A 14,047-nucleotide genomic window follows, 5' to 3' on the forward strand; every position below is an offset into this window, starting at 1 on the left:
GGCGGTATCGATGCGCGTGCGATGCGAAAAATTGCTCAGCACGGTCAGCGTGATGTTTTGCCCGACGCCGAGATCGGGCACGATGCCGTGCTGCTTGCGGTCTTCCGGCACCATGCACAGGCCGAGGCGGATCGACTTGAGCGGCGTGCCGGTGTCCACCTGGGCGCCGTTCATGAATACCTTGCATTCGTAATGGCCGGGATAGGCGCCGAACAAGGCCGAGACCAGCTCGGTGCGGCCGGCGCCGACCAGCCCGGCAATGCCGACGATTTCGCCGCGGCGCACCGACAGCGATACGTTGTCGACGCGCTTGCGCTTGGGGTTGTCGACGTCGAAGCAGGTGACGTTGCGGGCCTCGAAGATCACTTCGCCGATGTCATGGTCGCGCGTCGGATACATCGCCGTGATTTCGCGGCCGACCATTTGCGTGATGATCTGGTTCACATCCAGCGATTGCATCGGCGTGGTGGCGATATGCTTGCCGTCGCGGATCACCGAGATGGTGTCGCAGACTTCAGCCACTTCATCGAGCTTGTGCGAGATGTACACGCAAGCGACGCCCTTGGCCTTGAGGTCTTTGATGATCTTGAGCAGGATCGCGATTTCAGACGAGGTCAGCGAAGAGGAGGGCTCGTCCAGGATCAGCAGGCGCGCCTTCTTGTTGAGCGCTTTGGCGATTTCCACCAGTTGCTGGTGGCCGCCGCCGTATTGCATCACCGGCAATGCCACGTTGATGTCCGGCATGTTCAGCTCGCGCATCAGCTCTTCGGCGCGGCGGTACATCGCCGGATAATTCATGCGGCCGCCGGGCAGGGTGATCTCATGGCCCATGAAAATGTTTTCGGCCACCGACAGTTCAGGCACCAGCATCAGTTCCTGGTGGATGATGACGATGCCGGCTGCTTCCGTGTCGCGCACCGATTGGGCGACGAGCGGCTTGCCATCCCACTGGATCTCGCCTTCCCAGGTGCCGTGGGGATAAACACCGGACAGGATCTTCATCAAGGTGGATTTGCCGGCGCCGTTTTCGCCGCACAGGCCGACGCATTCTCCGGCCTTGATCTTGAGGTCGATGCCATCCAGGGCGCGGACACCGCCAAACTTCTTGACGATGCCCTTCATTTCTAACAAATACTCAGACATGCCTGCTCTCGTAGGGTAAAAACTGCCGGAACTTCATCGAAATTCGGAGCGGCAAAGCATGCGATGGAGCGGGCGACGGCGGATATCGCACCGCCATCGGCCGTGACGCATCACAATCAAGCGAATGAAACCAAATTAAACAAATGAAGCGAACGCCATGATCCGGACAGGCGCTATGCCTGTCCGGGCCATTGATGCCTTTTTATTTGCCGCTGATTTGTGCTTGTGTGTAGAAGCCGTCGTCCACCAGGATATTGACGTTGGCCTTGGTCAACGGAGTCGGCTTGAGCAGGACGGTGTCGACCTTCTTGAAGCCGTTGTCATATTGGGAGTTGTAGGAAGGTTTCTCGTTGCGCGCCAGTTGCACCGACAGGTTGGCCGCTTCGGAGGCGATCAGCTTGAGGGGCTTGTACACGGTCATGGTCTGGGTGCCGGCGACGACACGCTTGACGGCGGCCAGGTCGGCATCTTGTCCGGAAACCGGAACCTTGCCGGCCAGTTTTTGCGCAGCCAGTGCCTGGATGGCGCCGCCGGCGGTGCCGTCGTTGGAAGCGACGATGGCGTCGATCTTGTTGTTATTGGCTGTCAGCGCGTTTTCAACGATGGACAAGGCCTCGGTCGGATTCCAGTCCTTCACCCACTGCTGGCCGACAATCTTGATGTCGCCCTTGTCGATGTACGGCTTGAGTACCTTCATCTGGCCTTCGCGCAGCATCTTGGCGTTGTTGTCGGTCGGCGAACCGCCCAGCAGATAGAAGTTGCCCTTGGGCTGGGCCTTGACCACGCCTTCGGCCTGCATTTCACCTACTTTTTCGTTGTCGAAGGAGATATACGCGTCGACATCCGCATTCAGGATCAGGCGGTCATACGAGACCACCTTGATGCCGGCTTTCTTGGCTTCCTTGATGGTGTTGGTCAGGACGGTAGCGTTGAACGGAACGATAACGATGACATCGACGCCACGCGAAATCAGATTTTCAATTTGGGAAATCTGGCGCGCTTCGCTGGCATCTGCCGACTGGACGAAGACCTTTGCACCCAGCTTCTCCGCAGCTGCGGTAAAGAAATCGCGATCGCGCGCCCAGCGCTCGACACGCAGGTCGTCAATGGAAAAGCCGATCTTGGGATTTTTTGCATCCGCCATTGCGCCTGTGCTGACCAGCGAGATGCTAGCCACTGCCACCAGGGCCATTACACTTTTTTTCAGGATTGAGTTCATTGCCTAATCTCCAATGTCATTATGATTTTTAAGGGGGCATCTTCAGGGACATGGCTGGTGCCATTCCCATTTTCAGGCTTGTTATCGGCCGCTTGTCATGCGGCCGATTCGCTTGCCGCTACCGTGCCGGAAGGGCGCATCGGTGTTGCCGTCTCGCTCCGCAAATTCGCGGAGGGAAAGTCTCTTGCCCGTTTCTTGCCATGCATCAACGCCTTGTAAATAATTGCTATCGGTTTGATGTGAAGGCGATACTAGCAATCGCTGATTCATGTCTACAATTACGAAATTCACCAAACGGGGTAGCGATTCTTTCTGTTGCGGTTGCACAAAGCCGTCGCCGGGCCGATGGATCGCTACAATTCCCGACGTGAGACGGATACCAGCAGAAAAAGCTGACAAAACGCTGAATGGATGAGCTCTATTGGCGCTCCCGGCGAGTAGAAAAAGAAACATCAGGAGACTACAGAGTGGCAAGAGTGCCGACAGTGCATCGGATTGCATTGCTGTTTAACGCGAACAAGATATTCGACCGCGAGATCATTGCCGGTATCGGCGAATACCTCAGCAGTACGCGCGCCTCGTGGGATCTGTACCTGGAGGAGGATTTCCGCACCCGCCTGCAAGGCATCGAACGCTGGCAAGGGCACGGCATCATCGCCGAATACGACGATCCCGCGACCGCCGAGGCCTTGTCGCGGGTGCGCCTGCCGGTGGTTGCCATCGGCGGCTCGTATGCCGATGAAAGCGTCTACCCGGAAGGCCGGCCCTACGTTGCGACCGACAACTTCAAATTGGTGAAGCTCGCCTATGACCACCTGATCGAGGCCGGCTTGCAGAATTTTGCCTTTTTCAGTTTGCCCCAGGCCGGCGTCAATCGCTGGGCGCAAGAGCGCGAGAGGATCTTCGACATGCTGACGCAGCGCGACGGGATACAGGGGAACATCTATCGCGGCGTTGGAACCAGCGCGCAGTCCTGGGATACGGCGGTTGAACAGCTGATTGCCTGGGTGCGCAGCCTGCCCAAACCGATCGGCATCATCGCCGTGACCGATGCACGCGCCCGCCAGCTTTTGCAGGCCTGCCTGTTCGCCGGCATTGCCGTCCCCGAACAAGTGGCCCTGATCGGTATCGATAACGACCCGCTGGCGCGCGTGCTGACGCGCGTGCCGCTCAGTTCCGTGATCCAGGGAACGACCGAGATGGGGCGCACGGCGGCACACTTGCTGCACCAGATGCTGCACGGCGCCCAGTTTCCCAATACACGCATCCTGGTGCCGCCCGCCGGCATCAATGTGCTGGCATCGAGTCGCCATGAGGTGCGCAACCATCCGCACGTGATGCAGGCGATGCACTTCATCCGCCAATATGCTTGCCAGGGGATCAAAACGGAACAGGTAGCCGATTACGTCGGCATCTCGCGCTCTTCGCTGGAATGGTATTTCCGGCGCGAGCTGGGGCGCAGCGTGCACGATGAAATCCTGCGCTTCAAGCTCGATGCCGCCAAGCGCCTGCTTCAACAGGATGGCAGCAATGCCGCCGACATCGCCGTCACTTGCGGCTTTACGTCGGTGCAATACATGCACGCCGTCTTCAAGCGCGAACTGGGCTGCACGCCCAGGGAATATCAGGAACAGCTGGCGGCCAGCGACGATACGTCAAAGCAAGCGGCTCAGCGGCCGCGCAAAAAACTATCGGTTGCAGGCTCCGCGCTATCCACGGCGGCATCAATACTGGCGCCGCCATTGGACGACAGCGGCGGCAGCTTATAGCGATAGAAAAAAAACGAACGAATGAATGAACATACCGATGGATTTGCACTGCAATCCATGGCCAATTATTTAGACGATGACGCATTTCACAATTTCCAGCACATCTGCTGAACACGGTATCAACCTGTACACCTTGCGCAATGCTTATGGCATGCGCGTCGTTATCAGCGACCACGGCGCCACGCTGGTTTCCTGGTGGGCGCCCGACCGTTACGGCCGCGAAGCCGACGTTTTGCTCGGCTACAAAGATATCGATCGCTACATCGCCAACCCGGCTTACTTTGGCAGCATCATCGGCAGGTGGGGCAACCGCATCGCCAATGGCCGCTTTACGGTAGATGGCGTCGACTACCAGGTCGACCGCAATAACGGCGACAATCATTTGCATGGCGGGGAGGGCGGATTCCACCTCATACCATGGCAAGTGCAGCCCGATCCGGAAGGCCTGCGGATGACGCTGGTGTCGCCGCACGGCGCTGCCGGCTTCCCGGGCAACGTACTGGCCTCGGTGCTGTACCGGCTCAACGACGATGGCCAGTTGCGGATCGACTATACCGCCACGACCGATGCGCCTACGCCGATCAATATGACATCGCACGGCTACTTCAACCTCAACGGCGGCGCCGACAACATCTACGACCACATTCTTTCCATCGACGCGGATACCTATTTGCAGGTCGACAGCAAGCTGATTCCCGAGAGGGCGGCGGAGGTGGCCGGCAGCGCGTTCGATTTCCGCCAGCCCGCGCCGATCGGCCCGCGCTTGTCATGGCCTGATGAACAACTGGAAATCGCCGGCGGCTTCGACCATTGCTACTGCCTGCACCGGGAGGAAACCAATGCCGACGAATCGAGGCGCCACGCCCAGAAGCTGCGAAAAGTGGCAACGGTCTACGATCCGGGATCGGGACGGCAGCTCACCGTATCGACAACGGAGATTGGCCTGCAGTTCTATAGCGGCAACTTCCTGAAAGACGTTCCGGGACGAGGCGCACAGTCTTATGCTCCGCATGACGGCTTTTGCCTGGAGGCGCAGGCTTACCCCAACCAGATCAACGGTCCGGAGCGTGAGGCAGTTATCTTGCGTCCTGGAGAGGTGTACCGCCAGACGACGGTGTACCGTTTGAGCGTACGTGAATAATTCGCTGGCCACCAACTGATTGATTGGAGCGGAACAGGTGTCCGCTCCGGTTTCATCGCATGATGAAACCGCCATCCACGGAGATGGACTGGCCGGTCACATAGCTTGCGGAGCTGCTGCACAGCCACAGGACTGCATCGGCGATCTCGTCAGCGCGTCCAGGTCGTGCCATGGGAATCATTTGCGTCATTGCCGCGAGTGCCTCACCTTGGCCGGAGGCGACCATCTGATCTGCCATTGGCGTCCAGATCAAACCGGGGCAAACGGCATTGATTCGGATATCACGCGCTGCATATTCCAATGCAGCGCTCTTGGTCAGGCCCAGAACGCCATGTTTGGCAGCATGATAGTTCGCACGTTGCGCCCCACCTACAAGTCCGCCAAGCGACGAGCAATTGACGATGGCGCCATTTCCTTGTTTGCGCATTTGCTGCAATTCGAACTTCATGCACGCCCATACGCCGCGCAGATTGATCGAGGTAATGCGATCAAAATCTTCCGCCGTGGCGTCAGCCGTTTCCGCGAGGATGTTCTGCACGCCCGCATTGTTGAAGGCAGCGTCCAGCCGGCCAAACGTGGACACGGTCTGTTGAACCATGGCCTCTACCTGATCCATTTCCGCGACATCGCACTCAATGCCGATGGCCTTAAAGCCGGCGGCATCCAATTCTGCCGCAGCAGCACGGGCCGCAGCGCCATTGACGTCTGCAATGGCGACAGCGGCGCCGGCCTTGGCAAAGGTTTGCGCAGTGGCCAGCCCGATACCGGAGGCAGCGCCGGTCACGAGAGCGACTTGATGTTCAAACGAGATTTTCATGATCCTGATTCCTGTGCGGGATGGAGTTATAGATACTTGCCGAAGAATTCGGCCAGTTTTTCAACCGCAGGCGTTACATATTGCGGTTTGTCATAGAGATCAAAGTGCGAGGCTCCCGGAATCACCATCAGTTCCTTGGGCTGTTCGGCCTTGGCATAGGCCGCCTGGCTGAACTTGAGGGTCTCGGCTCGCTCGCCTGCAATAAACAGAGCAGGGCGGGGCGATACCAGCTCCATGTGTTCCAATGGGTAATACCCCATATGCAACACGGGACTGGTCGTCACGAAGCGATTTCTGGCATTCGGATGGGCGCCACGTGGCGTCAGGTAGTACTCGGTAGCTTCACGCACGAAGTTCGGCGTGTCGGCATTGACCTGGTCGCGCGATGGAAGCAGGCTTTGCACGAGTACAGGCGCGCCTGCGGCCTCTTTGTTGAGCTGTTCCGCGACGCTCTGGAGCAACTTCTGGCGATCTTCCGCGGATACGGGCGATCCCTGGATGCCGGTGCGCGCTGCATCTCCGATATCGTAGGCAACCACACTCGCAACGGCCTTGACGCGCAGATCCGTTTGGGATTCGTGGAGGGCATAGCCGCCGCCGGCACATACCCCAACGGTGCCAATGCGCTTTGCATCGACCTGGGGCAAGGTGCCCAGATAGCTTACTGCGCTGCGGATGTCTTGCACGCGGTCGATCGGAGCCTCCAGATCGCGTGGCCCTCCGCCGCTTTCACCGTAATGGGATGCATCGAATGCCAGCGTGACGAAGCCTTTGCGCGCCAGCTGCTGGGCATACAGTCCTGCAGTTTGCTCCTTGACGCCACCCCAAGGATGGGCGACCACGATCGCCGGATATTTCCGATTGCCGTCGTAATTCGGTGGCAGATAGAGATTGCCGGCCATCCGGATGGCGCCGTTGCTGAACGTGACTTTCCGGGATCCGGCGACGTTCACGCCTTCGGCTACAGTGGGAGCGCCAGCGGCAACCGCCAACGGTGGCAAGGCGAAGAAGATCGCCGCCGAGATCAATGAATTTCTCAGGTTGAACATTTCGGTGGTTTCCTTGAGTGAGATGGCATTTCCACTAGCCCTGAACCTGCTGTTGCTGAGACGCCGGATATCGGTCGCCTACAATTCGTATTGCCGATACGGCACTCTCCAGTTCATGCACTTCATCCGGAGCCAATTTGAGATTGATGGACCGCAAGTTCTCATCCAGGTGCGCCAACTTGGTGGTGCCGGGGATCGGCACAATCCACGCTGCTTTCGCCATGAGCCAGGCCAGCGCCACTTGCGCCGAGGTATATCCCCTGGTTCTGCCGAACGAACTGAGTACTTCCACGATGGCCAGATTCGCCCTGATTGCTTCGCGCGTAAAACGCGGTAACGTGGCACGGTTATCGTTTCCGGTGTCAAACTTGGTGTATTCGTTGATTGCACCGCCGAGAAAGCCGCGATTGATCGGGCTATAGGGAACGAATCCGATCCCGAGTTCTTCCAGCACCGGAAAAACCTCGGCCTCTTGGGTTCGCCACATCAGGTGGTATTCGCTTTGAACAGCGCTCACCGCCTGTACTGAGTGCGCACGGCGAATTGTTTGCGCACCTACTTCGCATAAACCAAAGCGCTTGACCTTTCCCTGCCGAATCAGGTCTTTGACTGCGCCTGCGACTTCCTCGATTGGAATCGAAGGATCGGCACGATGCTGGTAGAAGAGATCGATGGCTTCCACGCGCAAGCGCTTGAGCGACTCTTCGGCAGTGCGGCGAATGGTGGCCGGATGGCTATCCAGTTCGCCCTCGATGTACTTTGTTCCGACAATCCGGTGGCCAAATTTGGTCGTCACGTTCACCCGGTGGCGGAACGGCTCCAGCGCTTCACCGGCCAATTCTTCGTTGATCAATGGTCCATAGACCTGGGCTGTATCAAACAGCGTGACGCCACGCTCTGCCGCCTGGCGCAGGAGCGCGATCATTGCTTTCCTGTCAGGATGCGGCCCGCGGTTGTAGTTCATCCCCATCACGCCAAAGCCCAATGCCGACACTTTCATGCCGGCAGCGCCGGTACCTAGCGTACGGCCTTGTGTGATGACAGGAAGATCCATTTCGCCTTCAGGCATGGTTGCCTGATTTTTTCGGGGCGCTGCTGTGACGGATGTGCAAGCCAGCGCACCCCAGCTTGCCCCGGCCCGCAAGATGCCGCGACGGCCAGGAGACAATTGTTCACTCATCAGGAAATGTCCTCCGTAATGGGATGGCAGCGAGGAAGGCGTGGCAGAAAGCCAACCTCATCGAACGAGTGACTTAGTCTAGGGCGGGCGAAGGGAATGCACTAGGCTGCTTAATTTTCATGCCAATATAAATTTGGCTCATTAATTCGGTGCGAACCAATTGATGCTTGTAGAATTGAAAGCTCCTGCCGACGGAAATTACCTATGCCTCGTCAACCTTTCAGCGAACTCCTTGCCTTCATTGCCGTGGCGCGTGCACGCAGCTTCACACGCGCCGCCGCCAGATTGCAAATATCTCAACCGGCACTGAGCCATACCGTTCGGGAGCTGGAAGAGAAATTCGGTGTGCAATTGCTCATCCGCAGCACGCGAGGCGTGTTGCCCACGGAAGCAGGGCAACAGCTTCTCGACCGGCTGGCTCCAGAGTTCGATGAAATCGAAGCGGAGATCCAGGCATTGGGGGATTTTCGTGACACGCCTAAAGGCACGATCCGAATCACCGCGATCGACTATGCGATCAGGAGCCTTCTATGGCCCAAACTGGCAAAATTCCTTCCACAATATCCGGATATCAAAGTGGAACTGATCAACGAATATGAAAGTGTGGATATAGCCGCCCGCGGCTATGATGCCGGCGTGCGATTTGGCCAGGAACTCGCGCAGGACATGATCTCGGTCAGAATCGGGCCTGACGTACGCAATGCCGTGGTGGGCGCCAAATCGTACTTTTCCGGACGCACCCGTCCCAATACGCCGCACGATCTGACAGATCATCGCTGCATCAACCTGCGCACTTCAACTTACGGCGGACTATACGAGTGGGAGTTCGTCAAAGGGAAACGTTCCTATAGCGCTCGTGTCGATGGATCGGTAGTCTTCAATAATGCCTACGACATCTTCGAAGCCGCCAAGGCTGGTTTTGGACTGGCGTACCTGCCTGAAGATATGGTGAAGTCCGGCATCCTGAAAGGGCAGCTCATTTCCGTGCTGGAGGACTGGTGCCCAGTGTGGTCAGGCTTTCATCTCTACTATCCGAACCGCCGGCAGCAATCGCTTGCCATGACCCTGCTTGTCGATGCTTTGCGCCACCGGCAATAATCGGCCTGGCTGCTTTTATTTTCCGGAGTAAGCATTCATGTCTGGTGAGAATTTTCGTGACATCCTGGCACTCTTGGCCGTAGCGCGTGAACGGAGCTTTACCCGTGCGGCGACGCAGCTGGGCGTTTCCCAGTCTGCCTTGAGCCATACCATCCGGGCTTTGGAAGCCCGGCTAGGATTGCGTTTATTGACCCGCACCACACGTAGCGTGTCGCCAACCGAGGCCGGAGAACACTTGATTCAACGGGTTGCGCCGCGCTTCGATGCCATCGCTGCCGAGCTGGCCGCGTTTGCGGAATTGCGGGACAAGCCGGCAGGAACCATTCGGATCGCCGCACCGGATTTTGCCGCGAAGACGGTACTGTGGCCAAAACTGTCCAGGCTCCAGCTGCAATATCCCGACATCAACATAGAGATCGTCACTGAACCGGGGATGACCGATATCGTTGCAGAGCGCTTTGATGCCGGGGTTCGCTTCGGCGACCAGATTGCAAAAGACATGACCGCAGTGCAGATTTCACCAAAGATCCGTATGGCGATTGTTGGCGCTCCCGCTTATCTGAAGAATAAGACTCTTCCCAAAACGCCTTCGGATCTGACGATCCACGACTGCATCAATACGCGAATTTCTCCGCGAGCGAGTCCATACGCCTGGGAGCTGAAGAAAGGCAGAAAAAAACTGCAGGTACGCGTTGAAGGGCGATGGACCTTCAACAGTGTCTATCCAGTCATCGATGCCGCCGTGGCGGGATTCGGTTTGGCCTACGTTCCGGAAGAATTGGCATATCCCTACATTAAAAACGGCCAGCTCGAAGCCGTCATGGAAGAGTGGTGCCAGACGTTTCCCGGCCTGCATATCTTCTACGCGAGCAAGCGCCAATCATCCCGCGCGATGTCCCTGGTCATCGAGGCGCTGCGGCATACAGCCGGCAACAATTCCTGAATGGCTGCAATAGGGCGCAACGAATAAAGATTCATGAGCATTTTTCATAGCACTATGCAAATTACGGCATCTAGTCGCGAAAAACTCTATTCGATATAGTCGTCGCCATACCTACAAGACGATGAAGTTCATCCTCATCTCGTGAAAGCCATGCGGAAGAGTGGCATCTTGACCACTTTCCGGGGCTTCATCCACGCCAATAAATTCGTTGATAGCGTCAACTCCAGAAGGCCTCTCAGCCAAGAGAGGGGCCATCTGCCTCCATGAAACTCTGGCTTGCGATTCGAGGAGCGGGCGGCGAGGGCGCATTAGCGGCGAAATCATATTCAACAATCTGAGAGGAATACCTGATGGAACTCAAGCGTGCTGGATCACAGCCATCTATTAAGGGACCTGCCGAATGGTTTACCGGCACGGTTCGCATCGATCCCCTCAATAACCCGCCGGCGCCGGCGCGCGTATCTTGCGCCAGCGTCACCTTCGAACCCGGCGCACGCTCTGCCTGGCACACTCATCCGCTCGGCCAGACGCTCATCGTGACCGCTGGTTGCGGCTGGACCCAATGTGAAGGCGAGTCGGTCGTCGAAATCCGTGCCGGCGATGTCATCTGGTGCCCGCCGGGACATAAGCATTGGCATGGCGCGACCTCAACGACCTCCATGACCCATATCGCGGTCCAGGAAGCCCTGGACGGTAAAAATGTCGAATGGCTCGAACACGTCACCGATGAGCAATATCTCAGCGGTGTGGCACGCCCTGGCGGCAAGACTGCCTAACTCTGATCGCTACTGGGAAAGGGAGTTTTATGCATAGTGGTTTCAAGATCGCGTTGTGCGTTGGCGTCCTGCAGGCTTCAATGGCCCAAGCCGTCGAGCCGGCATCGGATGCCGTGTCGCAGAAGATCACGCGTGCCGGATCGCAAGCCTCTGTCGCCGGTCCTGCGGATTACTTCACCGGTCGTGTGCGCGTCGATCCGGTGTGGCCTGCCGACAAGAACATTACCGCTTCCGGCGGACTGGTCACCTTTGAACCGGGAGCACGGTCGGCGTGGCATACCCATCCTGCCGGCCAGCAGTTAGTCGTGGTTTCCGGCGTGGGGCTCACACAGGAATGGGGGAAGCCCATTCAGGTTATCCAGCCGGGTGACGTGATCTGGTGCCCACCCGGCGTCAAGCACTGGCACGGTGCGGCATCGGCTACGGCAATGACACACTTGGCGGTAACGGCAATGGTCGACGGCAAGAACGTTACATGGATGGAGAAGGTCACCGATGAACAATACAATGCGCGTTGACCCGCGAGCGAAGCGGGGCGTCTTCACCCCGTTCGCAATTTTTCTGGGCCTGGCCATTGCGACGTCTGCTGCCCAGGCGACCTCAAACGCGAAGGAATCGCAAGAAATGAACAGCACGCAAACTTCGACGCCAAGCGCGTCAGATGTCTTGTCGGCGCGCCAGTTGGCTATTGCCCCGATTGCCGCCTTTGCGGCAGCTGGCGATATTGCAAAACTGAATGCCGCATTGAACCAAGGATTGGATGCGGGACTGACGGTAAGCGATGCGAGAGAAATCCTGGTGCAACTCTATGCCTATGCTGGTTTTCCACGCAGCCTGAATGCATTGGGCGAGCTGATGAAGGTACTGGATGCACGCAGGCAGCGCGGCATCAACGATGCTCCCGGCGCGGAACCCGGCCGCTCGATCCCAAAGGGCGAGGCACTCCTGGCGGCGGGCACGGCAAATCAAACCAGACTGGTGGGCGCGCCGGTCAAGGGGCCGGTGTTCGACTTCGCGCCAGCCATTGACGAATACTTGAAGAGCCACCTGTTTGGAGACATCTTCGAGCGCGACAATTTCGACTGGAAAAACCGCGAGCTTGCGACAGTCAGCATGCTATCGGCACTGCCTGGCGCCGAATCGCAATTGCAGTCGCATATTCGCGTCAGCATGAACGTCGGCCTGACAACCGGCCAGTTGCGCCAGTTCTCGCAAGTACTGGCCGAACGCGTGGATGCAGAGAATGGCCGCCGTGCGCGTGAAGCGTTGGACCGGCATTTGGCGTCGCTATCCGGCGCAAGATGACCATCGCCGCGCACCGTGGAAAACGTGCATCGGCTATATACCTCGAACAGAAGCTGAGGCAAACTACCGCAGGCATTTCAACCAACAGGCTGAAATGCCTCTCTTTATTTTAGCCAAGCAGCTTCTGCGATTCTCGAGGCGGTTCATCCTTTGACCAATGAGCAAAACTGAAAAGAGTGTCGATGATCACGAAAATGTGCTCATTGAGGCTGAAAAAAAACTGCTGCATCGATCGCCATTCGCCGGTTCGCGCATTCCGCAGAAACCGCGTCGCTCTTTACCTTGCGTACTTGATGATTGGCGCATTGCACGAGCCGTCCATTTCATGGAACGCAATATAGCCGAGCCTTTATCTTTGGAAGTAGTGGCGGCGCACGTCAAGCTCAGCCCCTATCATTTCCAGCGTTATTTCAAAGAGACCATGGGCGAGACGCCATCTGCCTATCTGCGTCGAATCAGGCTGGATCAGGCTGCGTTGAGGCTTTTGCTGAGTGATCGACAGGTTGCCGATATTGCCTTCGGCGCCAGTTATGCCAGTCATGAGGCTTTCGTACGTGCATTTCATCAGCAGTTCGGATGGGTTCCTTCGCAATATCGCACCCATGCAAGGGGAGTATCCAGCGTCCCTCAGCCGGAAGAACTCAGGCGCACCGACATGGTGCAAGTCAAGCGTTTACAGGACATGCCGTTGCTGGCGCTGCGCTTTTACGGCCCTTATGCCAATGTCGAAGCGAACTGGAAAAAATTTGCGACTGTGGCAGATCAGGCCAGGTTGCCGCTGGATCGCCTGCAAGTGATCGGAATTGTGTACGACAATCCTGAAATCACCCCAAATGAACTGATCCGCTACGATTGCGCCTTGGTCGATACTGGTTTTGATGTCGGTTCCAGTGCGCTGACACCAGTGGCATTTGCCGCGGATACCTATGCAACGCTTGAGCATCAGGCACCGTACCAAGAAATTTTTTCCACTTATCGGGTATTGAGTTTCGCCTGGCTTTCGAGAGTCGCTGGCGAGTTTGCCCTGGAAGAAACCAAGGCCTATGAGTTTTATCTCGATCCGCCTTGGGAGAATTTCGGAGCAACGCAACGATTCAATTTAACCTTGCCCGTGCGGAAAATATCTTAAAAATCTTCGCCAAACAGCAAGTTTTATCAAGCCTCGGCAAAGCGCCGTGAGTATATTTCACAACTCTTCTATATGGAGACGATGGTACCGATAAATTGACTTATGCTGCTGCAGGTAAATTCATGCCCCTCGATATACGTTTTACCAATAACAAATGCAGAACATGTTTATCTCCTGAACGCAGCAGGCATGAATGGCAGCGGCCCCGTGGGCGACTGAGCCTGGCCTTGGCGGGAGTCTTCGCTGTCATGACTTCGCCTCACTCCCTGGCCGATACGATCTTCAGTGCCAATCGGGGCGGATATTCCAATTACTCCACGCAAAACATCACGGTCAACAGTGGCGTCACTGTGAGAGATACCTCTTTTGGCATCTCCAACAGCGGCGCGGTCGGCACGTTCAGCAACAACGGCACCATCGGCAGCTCGGCCAGCGCTGTCTACAACACCAACCTCGGCTCCATCGGCACGTTCAACAA

Annotated in this window: 14 protein-coding genes; 9 read left to right on the plus strand and 5 right to left on the minus strand. The window is 57.2% G+C overall.

What is annotated here, in order from left to right; all coding sequences use genetic code 11:
• Positions 1–1,143 (minus strand): ATP-binding cassette domain-containing protein (locus AKL28_RS21720; RefSeq protein ID WP_050470417.1); only part of this gene is annotated, 1,143 nt, incomplete at its 3' end.
• Between the two features lie 202 nt (positions 1,144–1,345).
• Entirely contained in the window at positions 1,346–2,362 is a 1,017-nt protein-coding gene (xylF, locus tag AKL28_RS21725) for a D-xylose ABC transporter substrate-binding protein (RefSeq protein ID WP_050470405.1), read from the minus strand.
• Between the two features lie 407 nt (positions 2,363–2,769).
• Here xylF and AKL28_RS21730 point away from each other — a divergent pair, with 407 nt between their 5' ends.
• Positions 2,770–4,131, plus strand: a complete 1,362-nt coding sequence (locus AKL28_RS21730; protein WP_082221616.1) for a XylR family transcriptional regulator — start codon at positions 2,770–2,772, stop codon at positions 4,129–4,131.
• 76 nt (positions 4,132–4,207) lie between these two features.
• Entirely contained in the window at positions 4,208–5,272 is a 1,065-nt protein-coding gene (locus AKL28_RS21735; RefSeq protein WP_050470407.1) for an aldose epimerase family protein, read from the plus strand.
• 52 nt (positions 5,273–5,324) lie between these two features.
• Here AKL28_RS21735 and AKL28_RS21740 read toward each other — a convergent pair whose 3' ends face one another.
• The 3 genes from AKL28_RS21740 to AKL28_RS21750 are packed head-to-tail and all read right to left on the minus strand — an operon-like array spanning position 5,325 to position 8,207.
• Positions 5,325–6,089: a glucose 1-dehydrogenase gene (locus tag AKL28_RS21740; RefSeq protein ID WP_050470408.1), complete on the minus strand. Its 765-nt coding sequence runs from the start codon at positions 6,087–6,089 to the stop codon at positions 5,325–5,327.
• A gap of 26 nt (positions 6,090–6,115) precedes the next feature.
• Positions 6,116–7,138 carry an alpha/beta hydrolase gene (locus AKL28_RS21745; RefSeq protein ID WP_050470409.1) on the minus strand — a complete coding sequence of 341 codons (1,023 nt, stop codon included), beginning with the start codon at positions 7,136–7,138 and terminating at the stop codon, positions 6,116–6,118.
• A gap of 34 nt (positions 7,139–7,172) precedes the next feature.
• Positions 7,173–8,207: an aldo/keto reductase gene (locus AKL28_RS21750; protein WP_414735710.1), complete on the minus strand. Its 1,035-nt coding sequence runs from the start codon at positions 8,205–8,207 to the stop codon at positions 7,173–7,175.
• A 315-nt stretch (positions 8,208–8,522) separates the two neighbouring features.
• On the opposite strand from AKL28_RS21750, the gene AKL28_RS21755 reads away from it, so the two are divergent.
• From AKL28_RS21755 to AKL28_RS21790, 7 genes are all read left to right on the plus strand, one after another.
• Complete coding sequence (locus AKL28_RS21755; RefSeq protein ID WP_050470411.1) at positions 8,523–9,416, plus strand: LysR family transcriptional regulator; 894 nt, start codon at positions 8,523–8,525, stop codon at positions 9,414–9,416.
• Positions 9,417–9,453: 37 nt separating this feature from the next.
• Complete coding sequence (locus AKL28_RS21760; RefSeq protein WP_050470412.1) at positions 9,454–10,359, plus strand: LysR family transcriptional regulator; 906 nt, start codon at positions 9,454–9,456, stop codon at positions 10,357–10,359.
• A 350-nt stretch (positions 10,360–10,709) separates the two neighbouring features.
• Complete coding sequence (locus AKL28_RS21765; RefSeq protein ID WP_050470413.1) at positions 10,710–11,135, plus strand: (R)-mandelonitrile lyase; 426 nt, start codon at positions 10,710–10,712, stop codon at positions 11,133–11,135.
• A gap of 80 nt (positions 11,136–11,215) precedes the next feature.
• The gene (locus AKL28_RS21770; RefSeq protein WP_050470418.1) at positions 11,216–11,653 is read left to right on the plus strand and encodes a (R)-mandelonitrile lyase; all 438 of its coding nucleotides are present in this window, start codon (positions 11,216–11,218) and stop codon (positions 11,651–11,653) included.
• A gap of 106 nt (positions 11,654–11,759) precedes the next feature.
• The gene (locus AKL28_RS21775; RefSeq protein ID WP_050470419.1) at positions 11,760–12,440 is read left to right on the plus strand and encodes a carboxymuconolactone decarboxylase family protein; all 681 of its coding nucleotides are present in this window, start codon (positions 11,760–11,762) and stop codon (positions 12,438–12,440) included.
• A gap of 157 nt (positions 12,441–12,597) precedes the next feature.
• Positions 12,598–13,569: an AraC family transcriptional regulator gene (locus tag AKL28_RS24075; protein ID WP_082221619.1), complete on the plus strand. Its 972-nt coding sequence runs from the start codon at positions 12,598–12,600 to the stop codon at positions 13,567–13,569.
• Between the two features lie 248 nt (positions 13,570–13,817).
• On the plus strand, positions 13,818–14,047 hold a 230-nt coding region (locus AKL28_RS21790), incomplete at its 3' end, for a hypothetical protein (RefSeq protein WP_050470416.1).

The organism is Herbaspirillum chlorophenolicum (genome assembly GCF_001189955.1).
GTDB classification, from domain to species: Bacteria; Pseudomonadota; Gammaproteobacteria; order Burkholderiales; family Burkholderiaceae_D; genus Herbaspirillum; species Herbaspirillum chlorophenolicum.